Annotated in this window: 17 protein-coding genes; 10 read left to right on the top strand and 7 right to left on the bottom strand. The window is 72.7% G+C overall.

Features of this window, described 5'->3' with window-relative positions; genetic code table 11:
* Positions 1-66: 66 nt before the first annotated feature.
* From MRBLML1_RS08155 to MRBLML1_RS08140, 4 genes are all read right to left on the bottom strand, one after another.
* Entirely contained in the window at positions 67-594 is a 528-nt protein-coding gene (locus MRBLML1_RS08155; protein WP_364514073.1) for an RNA polymerase sigma factor, read from the bottom strand.
* Positions 591-1,232 carry a hypothetical protein gene (locus MRBLML1_RS08150; RefSeq protein ID WP_364514070.1) on the bottom strand — a complete coding sequence of 214 codons (642 nt, stop codon included), beginning with the start codon at positions 1,230-1,232 and terminating at the stop codon, positions 591-593. Before MRBLML1_RS08150 ends, MRBLML1_RS08155 begins: the two co-directional genes overlap by 4 nt.
* A gap of 149 nt (positions 1,233-1,381) precedes the next feature.
* The gene (locus tag MRBLML1_RS08145) at positions 1,382-1,765 is read right to left on the bottom strand and encodes a globin (RefSeq protein WP_364514067.1); all 384 of its coding nucleotides are present in this window, start codon (positions 1,763-1,765) and stop codon (positions 1,382-1,384) included.
* A gap of 7 nt (positions 1,766-1,772) precedes the next feature.
* On the bottom strand, positions 1,773-2,795 hold the full coding sequence (locus MRBLML1_RS08140) for a mechanosensitive ion channel family protein (RefSeq protein WP_364514064.1): 1,023 nt from the start codon (positions 2,793-2,795) through the stop codon (positions 1,773-1,775).
* Positions 2,796-2,879: 84 nt separating this feature from the next.
* Here MRBLML1_RS08140 and MRBLML1_RS08135 point away from each other — a divergent pair, with 84 nt between their 5' ends.
* Positions 2,880-3,245 (top strand): hypothetical protein, encoded by a 366-nt coding sequence (locus tag MRBLML1_RS08135; RefSeq protein ID WP_364514061.1) that lies wholly within the window; start codon positions 2,880-2,882, stop codon positions 3,243-3,245.
* A 6-nt stretch (positions 3,246-3,251) separates the two neighbouring features.
* A complete protein-coding gene (locus tag MRBLML1_RS08130) occupies positions 3,252-3,611 on the top strand; it encodes a DUF5130 family protein (RefSeq protein WP_364514058.1) in 360 nt (119 codons plus the stop codon).
* Between the two features lie 69 nt (positions 3,612-3,680).
* Here MRBLML1_RS08130 and pepN read toward each other — a convergent pair whose 3' ends face one another.
* A complete protein-coding gene (gene pepN / locus MRBLML1_RS08125) occupies positions 3,681-6,278 on the bottom strand; it encodes an aminopeptidase N (RefSeq protein ID WP_364514055.1) in 2,598 nt (865 codons plus the stop codon).
* A gap of 290 nt (positions 6,279-6,568) precedes the next feature.
* Here pepN and MRBLML1_RS08120 point away from each other — a divergent pair, with 290 nt between their 5' ends.
* The 5 genes from MRBLML1_RS08120 to MRBLML1_RS08100 all read left to right on the top strand — a co-directional run bounded on the left by MRBLML1_RS08120 (position 6,569) and on the right by MRBLML1_RS08100 (position 12,685).
* Positions 6,569-8,083, top strand: a complete 1,515-nt coding sequence (locus MRBLML1_RS08120; protein ID WP_364514052.1) for a CHAP domain-containing protein — start codon at positions 6,569-6,571, stop codon at positions 8,081-8,083.
* Between the two features lie 52 nt (positions 8,084-8,135).
* A complete protein-coding gene (locus MRBLML1_RS08115) occupies positions 8,136-8,759 on the top strand; it encodes a disulfide bond formation protein DsbA (RefSeq protein WP_364514049.1) in 624 nt (207 codons plus the stop codon).
* A gap of 131 nt (positions 8,760-8,890) precedes the next feature.
* The gene (metG, locus tag MRBLML1_RS08110) at positions 8,891-10,699 is read left to right on the top strand and encodes a methionine--tRNA ligase (protein ID WP_364514046.1); all 1,809 of its coding nucleotides are present in this window, start codon (positions 8,891-8,893) and stop codon (positions 10,697-10,699) included.
* Positions 10,700-10,865: 166 nt separating this feature from the next.
* A complete protein-coding gene (locus tag MRBLML1_RS08105) occupies positions 10,866-11,759 on the top strand; it encodes a GNAT family N-acetyltransferase (protein ID WP_364514043.1) in 894 nt (297 codons plus the stop codon).
* Between the two features lie 17 nt (positions 11,760-11,776).
* Positions 11,777-12,685 carry an alpha/beta hydrolase gene (locus MRBLML1_RS08100; protein WP_364514040.1) on the top strand — a complete coding sequence of 303 codons (909 nt, stop codon included), beginning with the start codon at positions 11,777-11,779 and terminating at the stop codon, positions 12,683-12,685.
* On the opposite strand, the gene MRBLML1_RS08095 is transcribed toward MRBLML1_RS08100, so the two are convergent.
* Positions 12,660-13,088, bottom strand: a complete 429-nt coding sequence (locus tag MRBLML1_RS08095) for a DUF2000 family protein (protein ID WP_364514037.1) — start codon at positions 13,086-13,088, stop codon at positions 12,660-12,662. The genes MRBLML1_RS08100 and MRBLML1_RS08095 overlap by 26 nt on opposite strands.
* A 49-nt stretch (positions 13,089-13,137) precedes the next feature.
* Between MRBLML1_RS08095 and MRBLML1_RS08090 the strand changes: the two genes are divergently transcribed.
* The gene (locus MRBLML1_RS08090) at positions 13,138-13,929 is read left to right on the top strand and encodes a helix-turn-helix domain-containing protein (RefSeq protein ID WP_364514034.1); all 792 of its coding nucleotides are present in this window, start codon (positions 13,138-13,140) and stop codon (positions 13,927-13,929) included.
* A gap of 10 nt (positions 13,930-13,939) precedes the next feature.
* Here MRBLML1_RS08090 and MRBLML1_RS08085 read toward each other — a convergent pair whose 3' ends face one another.
* Positions 13,940-15,133 carry a glycoside hydrolase family 43 protein gene (locus tag MRBLML1_RS08085; protein ID WP_364514031.1) on the bottom strand — a complete coding sequence of 398 codons (1,194 nt, stop codon included), beginning with the start codon at positions 15,131-15,133 and terminating at the stop codon, positions 13,940-13,942.
* Between the two features lie 44 nt (positions 15,134-15,177).
* Here MRBLML1_RS08085 and folC point away from each other — a divergent pair, with 44 nt between their 5' ends.
* Together folC and MRBLML1_RS08075 are read left to right on the top strand one after the other, a co-directional pair.
* Positions 15,178-16,530 (top strand): bifunctional tetrahydrofolate synthase/dihydrofolate synthase, encoded by a 1,353-nt coding sequence (folC, locus tag MRBLML1_RS08080; RefSeq protein ID WP_364514028.1) that lies wholly within the window; start codon positions 15,178-15,180, stop codon positions 16,528-16,530.
* Complete coding sequence (locus tag MRBLML1_RS08075; RefSeq protein ID WP_364514025.1) at positions 16,527-16,946, top strand: DUF4233 domain-containing protein; 420 nt, start codon at positions 16,527-16,529, stop codon at positions 16,944-16,946. The genes folC and MRBLML1_RS08075 overlap by 4 nt, the downstream gene beginning before the upstream one ends.
* Positions 16,947-16,969 lie beyond the last annotated feature (23 nt).

Here is a 16,969-nt window from a genome sequence, read left to right as displayed (position 1 = left end):
GGGACTGCCTTCACCGGGTACATGTAGCCACCGGTCCGGATCGTTACGTCGCCGCGGACTTTCTTCTCACTCGGTCAGGGCGAGGTCGCGGCGCAGCCGCTTCAGGGCCCGGTGGTGCGCCACCCGGACGGCGACCGCGCTGATGTCCAGCGCCGCCGCGGTCGCCGGCACGTCCATGTCGAGCACCTCACGGCACACGACGACGTCCCGTTCCCGCTCGGGGAGGGTGGCCAGCAGCCGGCGGGCCCAGTCGCCGCCGCTGGTGCCGGCCTCGGGGCCGGGGTCGCTGCGGGTGGCGTCGCCGTCGAGCGGGATCCGCTCGCGTCGTACGGCGCGGCGCTGGGCGTTGAGCGAGAGCTTGCGGGCGATGCCGAACAGCCAGCCGGCGAAGTCCTCGGAGCTGCCGGAGAAGCCGGCGACCTTCTCCGCGGCGACCAGCCAGGCGCTCGACGCGATGTCCTCCGCGCTCTCCTCGCCCGAGGGACGGCCGCGGAGCCAGACGACAAGCCGAGAGGCGTGGGCTCGGTAGAGCTCACGCCAGGCATCGGGGTCGCCCCGCTTCGCAGCGGCGACGACGTCGTCGTCCGTCGTCACCGCGCCTGGTCCACCAGCACTTCCTGCGGCCGGGGGGAGCGGCGGGTGGTGCCGCTGTCGCTGTCGAGGCCAGGGAGACCCGCCGTGGGGATCGGCAGGTCCGGAACGCGATCGAGTCCCGGCGGTGAGGGAACCGCCGGGACACCGGGAATCGTGGGGAGCGAGGGGAGCGGCAGCTCCACCCCGCCGGGTGGGTCGCCCGTGGGCGGCGCCGAGGACGGCGCACCGGAAGGGCGCCCGGACGAGGGCCCGGTGGTGGGCGCCTCCGGGCTCGTCGTGCTCGACTCGCCACCCGCGGGAGCCGTCGGCGTGCGGCTCCCGGCGGGTGACGTCGGCGTCTCGGAGGATGGGGCCCCCTCGTCGCCGGGTGTCGGGTCGGTCGGCTGCTGCGTCACGCGCTCCTCGGGACTGAACGGAGACTCCGTCCCGGGCAGGGCACCCGCTGCCCACGAGGTCGCACCGACGGCGATCGCACCCCCCAGCACAATCGCAAGCCGTGCACCAGCCGACCGACCCGGTCGCGCCGCGGGCGTCGTCGAGCCGGAGCTCAACTGCGTCAGCTGCGCGAGCAGTACCGGATCCGGATCGACGGGGCGCACCTCGGCGCGCAGCGTCTCGATCCAGTCCGGACGGGTCATGGTTCACTCTCTCGAGATGTCCGCGGTGACCGGGCCCGGTCACGACGGGAGGGTGTCCCCTCGTGCAGTACCTGTCACGAGGTCGGCGGTGCGTTACATCCTCGCCGGAAAGTTTTTCCGGCGCACCCGTTCGGCGTGATCGCGGCGGATCAGCCGGCGGTGTTCACCATGAAGTTGGCGGCATGGGTGACGTACTCCCAGAAGCGCGCGTCCTGCTCCGGGGTCAGCTCGACGCTGTCGAGCCCGGCCCGGAAGTGGGTGAGCCAGCGGTCGCGGGCGTCCAGGTCGACCGCGAACGGCGCGTGCCGCATCCGCAGCCGGGGGTGCCCGCGCTGGGCGGAGTACGTCGTCGGGCCGCCCCAGTACTGCACCAGGAAGTGCAGGAAGCGCTCCTCTGCCGGGCCCAGGTCCGCCTCGGGGTACATCGGCCGCAGCACCTCGTCGGCGGCGACCCCCTCGTAGAAGCGGGCCACGATGCGCCGGAAGGTCTCGAACCCGCCGATCTCCTCGTAGAAGGTGGTCTCCTCGCTCACCCGGCCATCATCCCTCGGTGTCGGTGGCGGCCGACGGGGGCCCGGCCGTCGGCTGCCCGGGCGGGCCGGACTCCTCCTGCCGGCGGTCCTCGCGGTGCCACACCACCCGCTGGGCGAACGGGATCTCGATGCCCTCGTGGTCGAAGCGGGCCTTGATCCGCTGCCGCAGCGCGCGGGCGACCGCCCACTGCTCCAACGGCGCGGTCTTCACCAGCACCCGGATGGTGATGGCGTCGGGGGTCAGCATCTCCACGCCGGTGACCTCCGGCTCCTCGATGATGACGTTCTTGAAGTCCTCGTCGTCCCACAGGTCGTGCGCCACGTCGCGCAGCACCCGCTGCACCCGGGCCAGGTCCTCGCCGTAGCCGACACCGACGTCGACGACGGCCCGCGACCAGTTCTGGCTCTTGTTGCCGACCCGCTGGATGGCGCCGTTGGGGACGTACCAGACCGTGCCGTCGAGGTCGCGCAGCCGCGTCATCCGCAGCGTGACGGCCTCGACCGTGCCGTTGGCCTCGCCGACGTCGACGACGTCGCCCACGCCGTACTGGTCCTCGATGAAGACGAAGATGCCGGCCAGGAAGTCCTTGACGAGGGACTGGGCGCCGAAGCCGAGCGCGATGCCGATGATGCCGGCGCTGGCGATGATCGGGGCGATGTCGACGCCGAGCTCGCTGAGGACCATCGTGCCGATGATCGCGACGATCACGAAGGTGACGATGCTCTTGAGCAGCCCGGCCATCGTGGCCGCGCGCTGCTTGCGGCGGGCCGCGACCGCGGACTCGACCCGCTCGGGCAGCACCCCGCGCTCGGCGCGGGCGGCGACCCGGTCGATGAGCCGGTGCAGCAGCCAGCGGGCGACCAGGCCGAGCAGGACCAGGCCGATGATCGCCAGCGGCTTGCCGATCAGCACGTCCGACCACTCGGCGAGGCGGCGGTTCCCGGTGATGTCCCAGGTCACCTGGCACACGCGCTCGCCGTCGGCGCAGGGGTTGGTGTCTTCTGTTGCCGTCAGGAGTTGGGCAAGCATCCGGACAGTGTCCCAAAGTGCCGGTGAGACGTTCACCGGCCACCACCTGCCCCCGCGGGCGCGTGAGCCGATATCCTCCTGTCCGTGACCACCGCTGTACGACGCGTCCTCGCTCTGTGCTCCCTCCTCGCCGCGAGCGGGGTGCTCCTCGTGGCCGGCGCCGGCTCGGCGTCCGCGGACACCCCGGAGCCCCGCCCGGGCAGCTGGGAGCCCAAGCCGGACATCGACGTGCTGCACGCCTGGCTGGTGCTCGGCGGCATCCCGCTGCTGGTGTTCGTGGTCATCATCCTGCTCTACGTCGCGCCGGCCCTGGCCCGCGGCGAGAACCTCAGCGTCAACGCGCTGGAGCCCGAGAGCCAGTGGCTCGGCGGCCCGCGCAAGGCGGCCGGTGAGCTGGCCGCGCCGGACTCCGAGGACTCCAAGGCCGGCGGCGCCGGCGGCAGCTGGTAGCCCGCGATGAGCAGCACGGCTCTCACCGCCACCGAGCGCGCGGCCCTCGACGTCACGATCCGCACCGCCGAGCAGCGCTGCCGCGCCGAGATCTCGGTGTTCGTCGGTCCCGTCGCCGGCGACCCGCGCGACTTCGCGACCAGCCTGCACAACACCCTGGTGCTGCCCTCGCGCAGCATCCTGGTCATGGTCGACCCGGCCCGCCGGGTCGTCGAGATCGTCACGGGCGGTCACACCCGCCAGCTGCTCACCGACGACGAGTCGGCGCAGGCGGTCGCCGCGATGACCGAGCGCTTCGCCGGTGGTGACCTGGCCGGTGGCCTGACCCGCGGCATCGAGCTGCTCGGCGAGTTCGCCAAGGACTGAGCACCCCCCGCACGCACGACGGCCCGGCACCCCGAGGGGTGCCGGGCCGTGCTGCGTCCGGGGTGCGGCTCAGCGCTGGGCGTCGCGAGCCTGGGCGGCCAGCGCCCGGGCCACGTCGGCCCGGCCCTCGCGCACGTAGCGCACCGCGCCCGGGTTGACCGTGTCCGCGTTCGCGGCGAGCCAGGCGTCGACCGTGTCCAGGGTCTCCGGGGTGGAGACCAGGCGCGGGAAGATGAACTCCAGCGCGACCGAGGCCTTGTGGGCGCCGAGGCGCTCCCAGGTGCCGGCGACCTCGGCGAGGTAGCGCTCGACGTACGGCGCGAGGACCTCGGCCTGGCCGGACTGCCAGAACGCCAGGACCACGCTGCGCTGGGTCTCGTTGGGGATCGACGGGTCGAGCAGGGCCTGGCTCCAGGCGCGCTCCTTGGCCTCCGGCGTGCCCATCGCGGCGCGCGCGGCGGCGGACTTCTCCTGCCCGGAGATGGTGTTGTCCCCGGCCAGCTCGGCGTCGATCCGGGCGTCGTCGGCCTTGCCGGCACGGGCCAGCGCGGTGAGCAGCGCCCAGCGCAGGTCCTGGTCGACGGCGAGGCCGTCGAGGACGAGCGAGCCGTCGAGGAGGCCCTCGAGGTCGGCCACCGCGGCGTCGCTGTGCGCGGCCGCGGCGAAGGACCGGGCGAAGGTGAGCTGGTGGTCGGTGCCCGGCTCGGCGGCCTCGAGCAGTGCCCGCAGGCCCTGCTCCCAGCGTGCGGCGAGGTCGGCGCGGGTGGCGGGGTCGCTGTAGAGCGCGACCGCCTGGGCGGCGTAGACCGGGATCCGGCTGACGCCCCAGGCGTCGGTCTCGCTCCCGATGTTGCCGAGCACCAGCTCGACGTAGTCGGTCGCGGAGAGCTCGGCGTCGCGGGTCATGTCCCAGGCCGCGCTCCACACCAGCGCCCGGGCCAGCGAGTCGTCGAGGTCCGAGAGCCGCGCGGTCGCGGTCGCCCGCGAGTGCTCGTCGAGACGGATCTTGGCGAACGCCAGGTCCTGGTCGTTGAGCAGCAGCAGCTCCGGCTGCGCCTTGCCGACGAGCTCGGGCAGCTCGGTGCGGGCCCCCTCGACGTCGACCTCGACGGAGTCGGTGCGGACCAGGCGGCCCTCGACGGTGTTGTAGAAGCCGATGCCGACCCGGTGGCGGCGCAGCGTCGGGTGCTCCTCCGGCGCCGCCTGCTCGATGGCGAAGGAGGCGTAGGTGCCCTGCTCGGTCAGCTCGAAGGCGGGGGAGAGGGTGTTGGTGCCGGCGGTCTGGAGCCACTCCTGCGCCCAGCCGCTGAGCTCACGCCCGGACGCCTTCTCCAGGGCGGTGAGCAGGTCGGTGAACTCGGTGTTGCCGAACTCGTGGTCGTGGAAGTACTGCTTGAGCCCGGCCAGGAAGGGCTCCAGCCCGACCCAGGCGACCAGCTGCTTAAGCACCGCCGCGCCCTTGGCGTAGGTGATCATGTCGAAGTTGACCTCGACCGCGTGCAGGTCGAAGTTGTCCGCGGCGATCGGGTGCGTCGAGGGCAGCGAGTCGGCGCGGTAGCCGGTCTGCTTGCGGGCGTTGGTGAAGCCGGTCCACGCGTCGTCGTACGACGTGGCGAGGGCCTCGGCGTGGTAGCAGGCCCACTCGGCGAACGACTCGTTGAGCCACAGGTCGTCCCACCACTTCATGGTGACGAGGTCGCCGAACCACATGTGCGCCATCTCGTGCAGGATCACCGAGGCGCGGAACTCGTAGAACGAGCGCGGCTGGCGCGAGCGGGGGAGGTACTCGTCGCGCAGGGTCACGCAGCCGGCGTTCTCCATCGCGCCCATGTTGTACTCCGGCACGTAGAGCTGGTCGTACTTGCCGAACGGGTAGGGGTAGCCGAAGGCGTCCTCGAAGAAGGCGAAGCCCTGCTTGGTCAGGGTGACGATCTCCTCGCGGTCGCGCTCGAGGTACTCCTTGAGCGACTGGCGCGAGTAGTGGCCGAGCGGGATCGTGCCGTGCGCGCCCTCGTAGACGTCCTGCACCTCGTAGTAGTCACCGGCGACGATCGCGGTGATGTACGTCGACATCGGCTTGGTCGGCGGGAAGCTCCACACCGCCACCTCGGTCTCCCCGCTGGTCGAGCCTGTCGAGACCCCCACCGGCGTCGGCTCGGGCGTCGGGGCGTTCGAGACGACCTTCCAGTGCGCGGGCGCGGTCACGGTGAAGGTGAAGGGCGCCTTGAGGTCGGGCTGCTCGAAGGTGGTGAACACCCGGCGCGCGTCGGGGACCTCGAACTGGGAGTAGAGGTAGACCCGGCCGTCGGCGGGGTCGACGAAGTGGTGCAGCCCCTCGCCGGTGTGGGAGTAGGTGCAGTCGGCCCGCACCACCAGGACGTTGTCGGCCTGCAGGTCGGGCAGCGCGATCCGGCTGTCGGCGTACGCCGTCGCGGGGTCGAGGGCCACGCCGTTGAGGGTGATCTCGTGCACCGTCGCGTCGACCAGGTCGGCGAAGGTGCTGCTGCCGGGCTGGCGGCAGGTGAAGCGCAGGGTGGTGGTGGAGCCGAAGGTCTCGACACCGGCGCGGGTCGCGTCGCTGAGGTCGAGGTCGACGGCGTACGAGGTCACGTCGACGAGGGCGGCGCGGGTGGCCGCCTCGTCGCGGGTGAGGTTGGTGCCGGGCATGTCCGCCATCCTTGCATCCGCGCCGCATTGTCAGACAACCCGGGATCGGTGGGCGCGAATCACAACGGTGTAACTTTGAAAAGTCAACCCGACACGCCAGTGATTCATGAGTTTTTCGGGGTTTTTGTTGCGTCGTGGGGTCGATGTGGCCGATGGTGTTCGACATGCGCAACCGGGCTGGAGTCATGCGCTGGGGGACGTCCGTCGTCGCCAGCGCCCTGTTCGCGACCCTCTTGGTCCTCACCGGGATCGCGGGACGGGTCGAGGTCCCTGTCCACCGATCGGCAGGGGTGACCGATCTCTGCAGTGGTTGGAGCGGATGCAACAGCGCGGGCTACTCCGACGCCGGCTACGGCGCCGTGAGCGGCCGGATGTACTGGAACATGTACGCCGGTCACAACTGCACCAACTACGTGGCCTACCGGATGATCAAGGCCGGCATGTCCACCACCCGGCCCTGGGTCGGCGGCGGCAACGCGAGCGAGTGGGGCTTGCAGATGAAGTCGATCACCGACCAGGTGCCCAGCGTCGGGTCGGTCGCCTGGTGGGGCCGCTACAGCAACGGCAGCGGCTCGGCCGGCCACGTCGGCTACGTCGAGCGGGTCGTGTCGTCCAACGAGATCATCATCTCGATGGACAGCTGGGGCGGCACCTTCCACTGGCGCCGGATCACCAAGGACAGCGGCCGCTGGCCCACCGGCTTCATCCACTTCACCGACAAGAAGCAGCTGACCACGACCGTCGCGCCCGCCGTGAGCGGCACCGCGCAGGTCGGCACCGTCCTCCAGGCCAACCCCGGCACGTGGAGCCCGACCGCGGCGCGCAGCGTCCAGTGGGTCGCCAACGGGGTCGCGCTGCCCGGTCGCACCGGCCTGCGCCTCGCCGTGACGCCGGACCTGCTCGGCAAGACGATCGCGGCGAAGGTCACCGGCAACCGGGTCGGCTACAAGGCGGTCACCGTCACCTCCAAGGCCACCAAGGCCGTCGCCCCCGGGGTGATCACGCCCAGCGAGCCGCCGGTGCTCTCGGGCGAGCCGTTCGTCGACGGCACCCTCACCGCGACCGCCGGCCGCTGGAACGTCGCCGGCACCGCCATCGAGTGGCGCTGGTACGCCGACGACGTCCGCATCCGCGCCAACGGCGGCCCGACGCTCGCCCTCACCCCGACCTACGACGGCAAGACGATCAAGGTCGTCGCCGTGGCCCGCAAGGCCGGCTACAACGACGCGACGGCACCCGCCACCGCGAAGGCCGGGCCGGTGCTCGCCGGCAAGATCACCGTGGCCAAGCCGGTGACCGTCACCGGCACCCGCCGGGTCGGCTACCAGGTGCTCGCCGTGCCGGGCACCTACGACCCGGTGACCGTCGCCGCGTCGTACCAGTGGCTGCGCAACGGCGTGCCGATCCCGGGCGCGACCGGCATCCGCTACGTCCAGACCGCCGCCGACGTGGGCCGCGTGCTGACCGTGCGCACCACGCTCAGCAAGTCGCGCTACATCCCGGCCACCCAGGTGGCGGGCGCCGCCCTGCGGACCCAGGCAGTCCCGACCGTCGCCGTCACCCCGATCGGCCTCAAGCGCTCCGCACTGGTCTCGCTCCGGGTCACCGCGCCGGGTGCCAACCCGGTCGTCGGCTGGGTCGACGTCACCGTCGGCCGGCACACGAAGAGCGTCCAGCTCGTCAACGGCAACGCCCGGGTGACCATCGCCGACCTCGCCGCCGGCAGCCGCGACGTGCGGGTCTACTTCCGCGGCAGCACCGTGGCGCTGGCCAAGCGCTGGAACGGCACGGTCGTCGTCAAGTGACTTCTCGGGCGGCGGCGGGAACAACCCGCCGCCGCCCGGGAGTTGTCCGGTCATGACCAAGAACCGCGCGGACCTCTGGTTCGACCCGCTCTGCCCGTTCGCCTGGATCACGTCCCGCTGGATCCTCGAGGTCGAGCAGGTGCGCGACGTCGAGGTGCACTGGCACGTGATGAGCCTGGCCTACCTCAACAAGGACCGGGACATCCCGGAGGGCTACCGCGAGATCCTGGCGCCCGCCTGGGGCCCGGTCCGGGTGCTCCTCGCCGCCCAGGACAAGTACGGCGAGCAGGTCCTCCGCCCGATGTACGACGCCTTCGGCCAGCGGATCCACCTCGACGGCCGCAAGCTGCACGAGCAGCCCGACGGCGGCCTCGCGCTGATCGCGGAGGTGCTGGAGGAGACCGGCCTGGACGCCTCCCTCGTCGAGGCGGCCACCGACCCGTCGTACGACGAGGCGGTGGCGCGCTCGCACCACGAGGGCATGGACGCGGTCGGCGACGACGTCGGCACGCCCACCATCCACGTCAACGGCTCGGCCTTCTTCGGCCCGGTGCTCTCGAAGATCCCGCGTGGCGAGGACGCCGGCCGGCTCTGGGACGGCACCGTCGCGGTCGCGGCGTTCCCGTACTTCTACGAGCTCAAGCGCACCCGCACCGGGGACCTCGATTTCTCCTGAGTCGATGGGCCGAGCGCGTCGCTCGTCCCTCGCTCCCTCCGCTCCGGCGGGCGGGATTCCCACGCTGGCCGCCTGGTCAGCGCTGGTGCCTCCTGACCCGCCGGGGTGCGAAGGTCAATAGGATTCGCTCCATGACGCATGTCCTCTCCGCTGTCGCCTGGCCGTACGCCAACGGCCCGCGCCACATCGGCCACGTGGCCGGTTTCGGCGTGCCCTCCGACGTGTTCAGCCGCTACCAGCGGATGGCGGGCAACGACGTCCTGATGGTCTCCGGCTCCGACGAGCACGGCACCCCGATCCTGATCGCCGCCGACGAGGCCGGGCTGACCCCGCAGGAGCTCGCCGACCAGAACCACCGGCTGATCGCGCAGGACCTGGTCGGGCTGGGCATCAGCTACGACCTCTACACCCGCACCACGACCCGCAACCACCACGCGGTCGTGCAGGAGCTCTTCCTCGGTGTCTACGAGAACGGCTACTTCGTCGAGCAGACGACCTACGGCGCGATCTCGCCCTCGACCGGGCGGACGCTCCCGGACCGCTACATCGAGGGCACCTGCCCGATCTGCGGCTACGACGGCGCGCGCGGCGACCAGTGCGACAACTGCGGCAACCAGCTCGACCCGCACGACCTGATCGACCCCCGCTCGAAGATCAACGGCGAGACGCCGGAGTTCATCGAGACCCAGCACTTCTTCCTCGACCTGCCGGCGCTCGCCGACGCGCTGCAGGTGTGGCTCGACGAGCGCGAGGCGACCGGCCTGTGGCGGCCGAACGTGATCCGCTTCTCCAAGAACATCCTGGAGGAGATCCGGCCGCGGGCGATGACCCGCGACATCGACTGGGGCATCGCCGTGCCGCTCGACGGGTGGCGGGAGAACCCCACGAAGAAGCTCTACGTCTGGTTCGACGCCGTCATCGGCTACCTCTCGGCGTCGATCGAGTGGGCGCGCCGCTCCGGGGACCCGGACGCCTGGCGCGACTGGTGGAACCCTTCGACAGGCTCAGGGACCGGGACCGCCGAGTCCTACTACTTCATGGGCAAGGACAACATCACCTTCCACTCCCAGATCTGGCCGGCCGAGCTGCTCGCCTACGCCGGCAAGGGCGACAAGGGCGGCTCGCCGCGGGAGTACGGCGAGCTGAACCTGCCGACCGAGGTGGTCTCCAGCGAGTTCCTGACGATGGAGGGCAAGAAGTTCTCCTCGTCGAAGAAGATCGTGATCTACGTCCGCGACCTGCTCGCGCGCTACCAGCCGGACGCGTTCCGCTACTTCGTCGCGGCCGCGGGTCCGGAGAACCAGGACTCCGACTTCACCTGGGCCGAGTTCGTGCGTCGTACCAACGACGAGCTGGTGGCCGGCTGGGGCAACCTGGTCAACCGCACCGCCAACCTGATCGCGAAGAACTTCGGCGAGATCCCGGCGGCCGCGGCGCTGACCGCCGACGACCAGGCCGTGCTCGATGCCACCGAGGCGGCCTTCGGCACGGTCGGCGACCTGATCGGCCGGCACCGGCAGAAGCAGGCGATCGGCGAGGCGATGCGCGCGGTGGCCGAGGTCAACAAGTACGTCTCCGACACCGAGCCGTGGAAGATCAAGGATGACCCCGAGCGCCTCGGCACGGTCCTGCACGTGATGGCCCAGTGCGTGGCGGACCTCAACCTGGTGCTCAGCCCGTTCCTGCCGTTCTCGGCGAACGAGGTCGACAGGGCCTTCGGTGGCGCCGGCGCGATCGCCCCGATGCCGCGCATCGAGGAGGTCACCGACCTCGACGACGCCAGCCGCTCGTACCCGATCATCACCGGCGACTACGCCGGCTTCCCGTCCTGGCAGCGGCACCCGGTCGCCGTCGGCACGCCCGTCGCCAAGCCCACGCCCGTCTTCACCAAGCTGGACACGGCGATCGTGGAGGAGGAGCTCGCGAGGCTGGAGGGGTGAGCTCGCCGCCCTGCTGCACGCGAGCGGGGTGGCCTTCGCGGTCCTCAAGTACGCCGGCGTGGCCTACCTGCTCCTCATGGCCTGGTCGACCTGGCGCGGGCGGCTGGCGCTGGAGTCGCGCTGATATCCGGTTGAGCCGGGCCGCCGGGTCGACCACCATCTCCGCATGGGTGATGCGTACGACGTCTGGTTCACCGACGACCCGGAGGCCTTCCTGGCGCGGGCCGGTGCCGCGCTGGCCGCCGACCCGGTCACCGGCACGGTGCTCGCGACGAACGCCCACCGGGTGGCCGAGCACGGGTTCCCGCCCGGGCTGCCGGACCAGTGGTTCGCGCTGGTGACCGGCCCGGACGGCGAGAACGCCGGGATGGCGATGCGGACGATGCCCTTCGCGCCGTGGGCGCCGTACCTGATGGCGATGACGGACGAGGCGGCCGTCGCGCTCGCCGAGGCGGCGCTGGCCCGTGGTGCGGAGATCGGTGGGGTCAACGGGCTGCGCCCGGCATCCGACGTCTTCGCCGAGGCGGTGGCCGCCGCGCGCGGCGCGGAGCTCGACGTGCGCCTGCACTTCCGGCTCTTCGAGCTGCGGACCCTCGTCGAGCCGCGGACCGTGCCCGGCGGCCTGCGCGAGACGCGTGCGGACGAGGACGAGCTGGCGCTGGCTTGGATCCGCCGGTTCTTCGCCGACGCCGACGAGCAGGCGGGGCGCGCGAGCGGGCACAGCGGCGAGGCGGACTCCTTCGGCATCGACGACGTGCGACGCAAGCGTGACGAGGGCACCCTGTGGCTGTGGGCCGACGAGGACGACCGGCCGGTCCACCTGGTCGCGGCCAACCCGCCGTCGTACGGCGTGGTGCGGATCGGTCCCGTCTACACCCCTGCCGCCGAGCGCGGCCGGGGCTGGGCGGGGGCGGCGGTCGCGGAGGTCTCGCGCCGGGTGCTGGCGCGCGGGGAGCGTCCGGTGCTCTTCACCGACCAGGCCAACCCGACCTCGAACCGGCTCTACCAGGCGCTCGGCTACGAAGCGGTCGTCGACACGGTGCAGATCGACATCGGGTGACCTCCTAGCCTGCTCGCATGGCTCTGCCCCCCCAGGCCCGCCGCGCGGTCGAGAACGCCGCCGGCGCGCTGCCCGTCACCGACCCCACCTTCGACGTCGTCGCGGCCCGCGCCGCCGACCGGGAGGCCGCGGCCGGCCAGGAGAAGGTGCCGGTCGCGCAGGTGCGCGACGTGGACGCGGGCGGGGCGCCGGCCCGGCTCTACCTCCCCGAGGGCTACGACGCGGTGGTCGTCCACGCCCACGGCGGCGGCTTCGTCCTCAACGACGTGGAGGTCCACGACGCCGCGGTGCGCCGGTTCGCCACCATCGCCCGGACCGCTGTGCTGAGCGTGGACTACCGCCGCCCACCGGAGCACCCGTTCCCGGCCGCGCCCGACGACGTCGGCGCCGCGGTCGCCTGGCTGGACACGCAGCCGGAGCTCGCCGGCCTCCCGACGTTCGCGCACGGGGACAGCGCCGGCGGCAACCTCGCCCTGGTCACCGCGCTGCGCCACCCCGGCCGGTTCGCCGGGGTCGCGCTGGTCTACCCGTTCCTGGACCCGACGGCGTCCTTCGACTCCTACACCAGCGCGGCGGCGGGCTTCGACCCGAGCGAGGCGGCCTGGTACTGGCAGCAGTATGCCGCCTCGCCCGCCGACCTCACCGACCCCGACCTGGCGCCGTTGCTCTCCGACCGGCTCGCGACGCTCCCGCCGACCCTGGTCACCACCGCCGAGCACGACCCGCTGCGCGACGAGGGCGAGCACCTGGTGCTGCTGCTCGCCGAGGCGGGCGTCGAGGTCGTCGGCACCCGCTACCTGGGACAGCTGCACGGCTACTGGCGGCACGCCTCGGTGTTCGACGCCGCCGAGCCGACGATGCGGCAGGTCGCGGGCTGGCTGCGGATGCACGTCGAGCGCGTCACGGGTGCAGCGCCGCGCCCTTGAGCACCTTGTCGACGGCGTTGCGCGGACCGTGCAGCGCGACCCCGACCAGGTCCAGGTCGGCGGCGGCGACGGCGGCGACCGCGGCGCGGTTGGCCTCGTCGTAGCCGGTCCGGAACATGTCGGCGGTGTAGAGCGCCAACGGCAGCCCGCGGCGGGCGGCCCGCTCCCGCGCGGCCGCCAGCACCGCGGCCGAGGCCTCGAAGACGAGCACCGGCATCCCCAGCAGCGGCAGGTACGACGAGCCGTCGGCGTCGGCGTAGGGCGCGCCGACCAGCTGCGGATGGGCAGCCGCGATCCCGCTGGTGAGGAAGGCGGTGACGTTCAGCCGCTGCCAGGTGAGCAGGTCGTCGCGCACGGCGACGGCGATCTTGGTGTCGAACGGTGGCGTGAGGATCTCGGTCACCCGCCCATCGTGGGCGGGCACGGCGGGTGCGGTCTTGTACGTTCCTGACATGGCGAGCCGACCGCGGATCCGGGCCTGGCGGCCCGAGGTGCCCGGGCTGGCCGAGGTCCTGCACGGGTCCTTCCCGGAGCACGCCTACCCCGCGCACACCCACGACACCTGGACCGTGCTGCTCGTCGACGAGGGCACCGTGCGCTACGACCTGGGCCGGCACGAGCGGGCGACCACCCGCGCCCGGGTGACCGTGCTGCCGCCGCACGTCGCGCACGACGGACGCAGCGTCGAGGCCGGTGGCTTCCGCAAGCGGGTGCTCTACCTGGACGCGGACCGGATCGACGCCGAGCGGGTGGGGCCGTGGGTGGACGACCCGGACGTCGGTGACCCGGTGCTGTGGCGGGCGGTGGACCGGGTGCACCGGGTGCTCGCCCACCCCGGCGACGAGCTGGCGGCCGAGTCCGGTGTCGCGCTGCTCGGCGAGCGGCTCGGCCGGCGCGCGGCGCGGCTCGCGCCGGCCGCCGCCGACCGCGCGCCGGGGCTGGCCCGGCGGCTGCGGGAGCTGCTCGACGCACGGGTCGTGGAGGGGGTCACCCTCGCCGAGGCGGCCCGCGTGCTGGGAGCCGACCCGGCGTACCTGGTCCGGGTGTTCCGGGCCGAGGTCGGCGTCCCGCCGCACCGCTACCTCGTCGGCCGCCGGATCGACGCCGCCCGGCGTGCCCTGCTGGGCGGCGAGCGGCCCGCGGACGTCGCTGCCCGGGTCGGCTTCCACGACCAGGCCCACCTCCACCGGCACTTCCGGCGGATGCTCGGGGTGACACCGGGGGAGTACGCCCGCTCGGCCTGACCGGGCCGGCTCAGCCCGGGTCGACGACCTCGAGCGTGCCGTCCGGACGCTGCCACAGCCCGGCGACGTGCAGCCGGCGCATCCCGCCCGGCAGCCGGTCCCAGGCGTGGTAGACCAACCGCAGCGACTTCCCGTCCACGAACGCGCTCGCGCCGCCCGGGCCCAGGTTGCCGGTGGAGGCGGTGGAGAGCAGCGGGGCGCCGTGGTTCTGCCGCACGCACGGCCCCTCCGGCCCGGCGCAGATGGCGTAGCCGGTGGCGTAGCGGGCGTCGCGGTAGTCGTTGCCGGAGTAGAAGAGATAGGTCACCCCGCGGAACTGGACCATGCTGGGGTTCTCGATCGTGATGCCCTCCCAGCCGCGGACCAGGGTGAGCAGCTCGACGGTGCGCGAGCCCTCCTGGAAGCCGGTGCCCTGGCGGTTGAGCTGGCGGATGAAGAGCCCGGCGGGCCGGCCGCGGACGATCCCGGAGAACTTCCATAGCAACCACGGCACGCCGGCGCTGTCGACGAAGACGTCCGGGTCGATGACGCCGAGCTGGGCCTGGCCGTAGCAGAGCGGCTCACCCACCGGGCGGAACGGACCGGCGGGGGAGGAGGCACGGGACAGGCCGATGCAGTTGTGCCGCTCGCCGCCGGTCGTGCCCGCGGGCGCGGCGTACGCCGCCGTCCAGCCGTTGCCGATCTTGTCGACCCCCGGCGCCCACAGGCTCTGCCCGCCGTTGCGCGCGCTCACCCAGGACGCCGGCTGCAGCGGGTCGACCCGGGCGCCGCGGGCGTCGGTCAGCGGGGTCCAGGTCCGCAGGTCGCGGGAGACCAGGGTGGGCAGGCGCAGGTGGGAGGTGTTGGTGGCGTAGGCGAACCACTGGTTGCCGTGGCGCACGATGTCGGGGTCGGCGAAATAGCCCCAGTACGCCGCGCCGATCCGCCAGTCGGTGCTCCCGGGCGCCATCCGGACCGGGGCCGGGCGGGCCTGGGCGGGCAGCTTCTGGGCGAGCCGCTCGGCGAGCTGGGCCAGGTCCTGCATCTCCCCGGCCGCGAGGTCGCTCGGCAACGTGGTCGGTACGGCGGTCGGCTCCGGGATCAGCGGTGCCTCGGTGCTCGAGGAGGCCGAAGGCGCGGCGGCAGGCGCGCTGTCGCCGTCGCTGCACGCCGACAGCGTCAGCGCGACCACGACGAGCGCGGCCGCGAGTCCGCGGGCTCCCATGCTTTCACTCCCTCCCCCGAGCACAGCCTAGACTCAGCGACGCCATGAGTGAGCCTGTTGCGCGACCTGCCCAGACCTTCGCCGAGGCCGAGGACGCCCTGCTGTCCCGCTGGCCCGAGACCCGGCTGGAGCCCTCGCTCGACCGGATCCGAGCGTTCACCGAGCTGCTCGGCGACCCGCAGCGCTCCTACCGCTCGATCCACCTCACCGGCACCAACGGCAAGACGTCCACGTCACGGATGATCGACGCCCTGCTGCGCGCGCTCGACCTGCGCACCGGGCGCTTCACCAGCCCGCACGTGGAGAAGATGAGCGAGCGGATCAGCATCGACGGCGAGCCGCTCGACGACGAGGCGTTCGTGCGGGCGTTCAACGACGTGGCGCCGTACACCCATCTCGTGGACCAGGCCGAGGCCCACCCGCTGAGCTTCTTCGAGACGGTCGTGGGGATGGCCTACGCCGCCTTCGCCGACGCCCCGGTCGACGTCGCCGTGGTCGAGGTCGGGATGGGCGGGTCGTGGGACGCCACCAACGTCATCGACGCCGACGTCGCCGTGGTCACCCCGATCGCGGTCGACCACGCCAGCTACCTGGGCGGCACGCCCGTCGAGATCGCCCGCGAGAAGGCCGGCATCATCAAGGCGGGCTCGGTCGCGATCCTCGCCCAGCAGTCCGCCGACGTCGCCGCGGTGCTCCTGGAGCGCGCGGCCGAGGTCGGCGCGACCGTCGCCCGCGAGGGCCTGGAGTTCGGTGTGGTCGCCCGGGTGCCCGCGGTCGGCGGCCAGGCGGTCACCCTCCAGGGTCTCCGGGGCCGGTACGACGACGTCTTCCTCCCGCTCTACGGTGCCCACCAGGCGCAGAACGCCGTCGCCGCGCTCGCCGCCGTCGAGGCCTTCGTCGGAGGCGAGGAGCCGCTGGGGGACGACATCGTCCGCGGGGCCTTCGCCGAGATCACCTCGCCGGGCCGCCTGGAGATCGTGCGCCGCAGCCCCACGATCGTCCTCGACGCCGCCCACAACCCGCACGGCGCGGAGGCGGTCGCCACCGCGCTCGACGACTCCTTCCAGTTCGACCCGCTGATCGGCGTCATCGGCGTGATGGGCGACAAGGACGCCGAAGGCCTGCTCGCCGCCTTCGAGCCGCACCTCGCGCACGTCGTCGTCACCCAGAACGCCACCGCCCGCGCCCTGCCCGCCGACCAGCTCGCGGTCGTCGCGCGGGAGGTCTTCGGGGAGGACCGCGTGTCCGTCGTACCGGTGCTGGCGGACGCGATCGACGAGGCGGCCGCCCGCGCGGAGTCGGCCGGCAGCGACGCCCTCAGCTCGGGGGCGGTGCTGGTCACCGGCTCGGTCGTCACGGTGGGCGAGGCCCGGCTGCTGCTCGGCGGCCGCAAGTGAGCGCCGCGGACCCGGCCGACGCCCCGGCCCCGGTCGACCCGGAGCGGGAGAAGTCGCCGCGCCGGGGCATGTGCGCGGCGGTGCTCACCCTGGAGGCGATCGCGATCGCGCTGTCCACCCCGGTCATGATCACCATCTCCGAGGTGGACGCGGCGCTGGCGCTCTCCCTGGGCCTCGGCCTGGCCGTCGTCAGCGTGCTGGCGGCCGGGATGCTGCGCCGCGAGTCGGGCTACTACGTCGGTCACGCGGTCCAGGTCGCGGCCATCGCGCTGGGCTTCCTGGCCCCCATGATGTTCGTCGTCGGGGGCCTGTTCGCCCTGCTCTGGGGCTCGGCGTACGGCCTCGGGCGCAAGATCGAGCGGGAGCGGGCGGAGGCCTTCGCGGAGTACGACCGGCGCCACGGCTCGGATGACTAGATACTGCTGGGTAGAGTGACCGC

It is taken from the genome of Nocardioides sp. LML1-1-1.1 (genome assembly GCF_040676175.1).
In the GTDB taxonomy this organism is placed as follows: Bacteria; Actinomycetota; Actinomycetes; order Propionibacteriales; family Nocardioidaceae; genus Nocardioides.
This window is presented reverse-complemented; position numbering and strand designations above follow the sequence as displayed.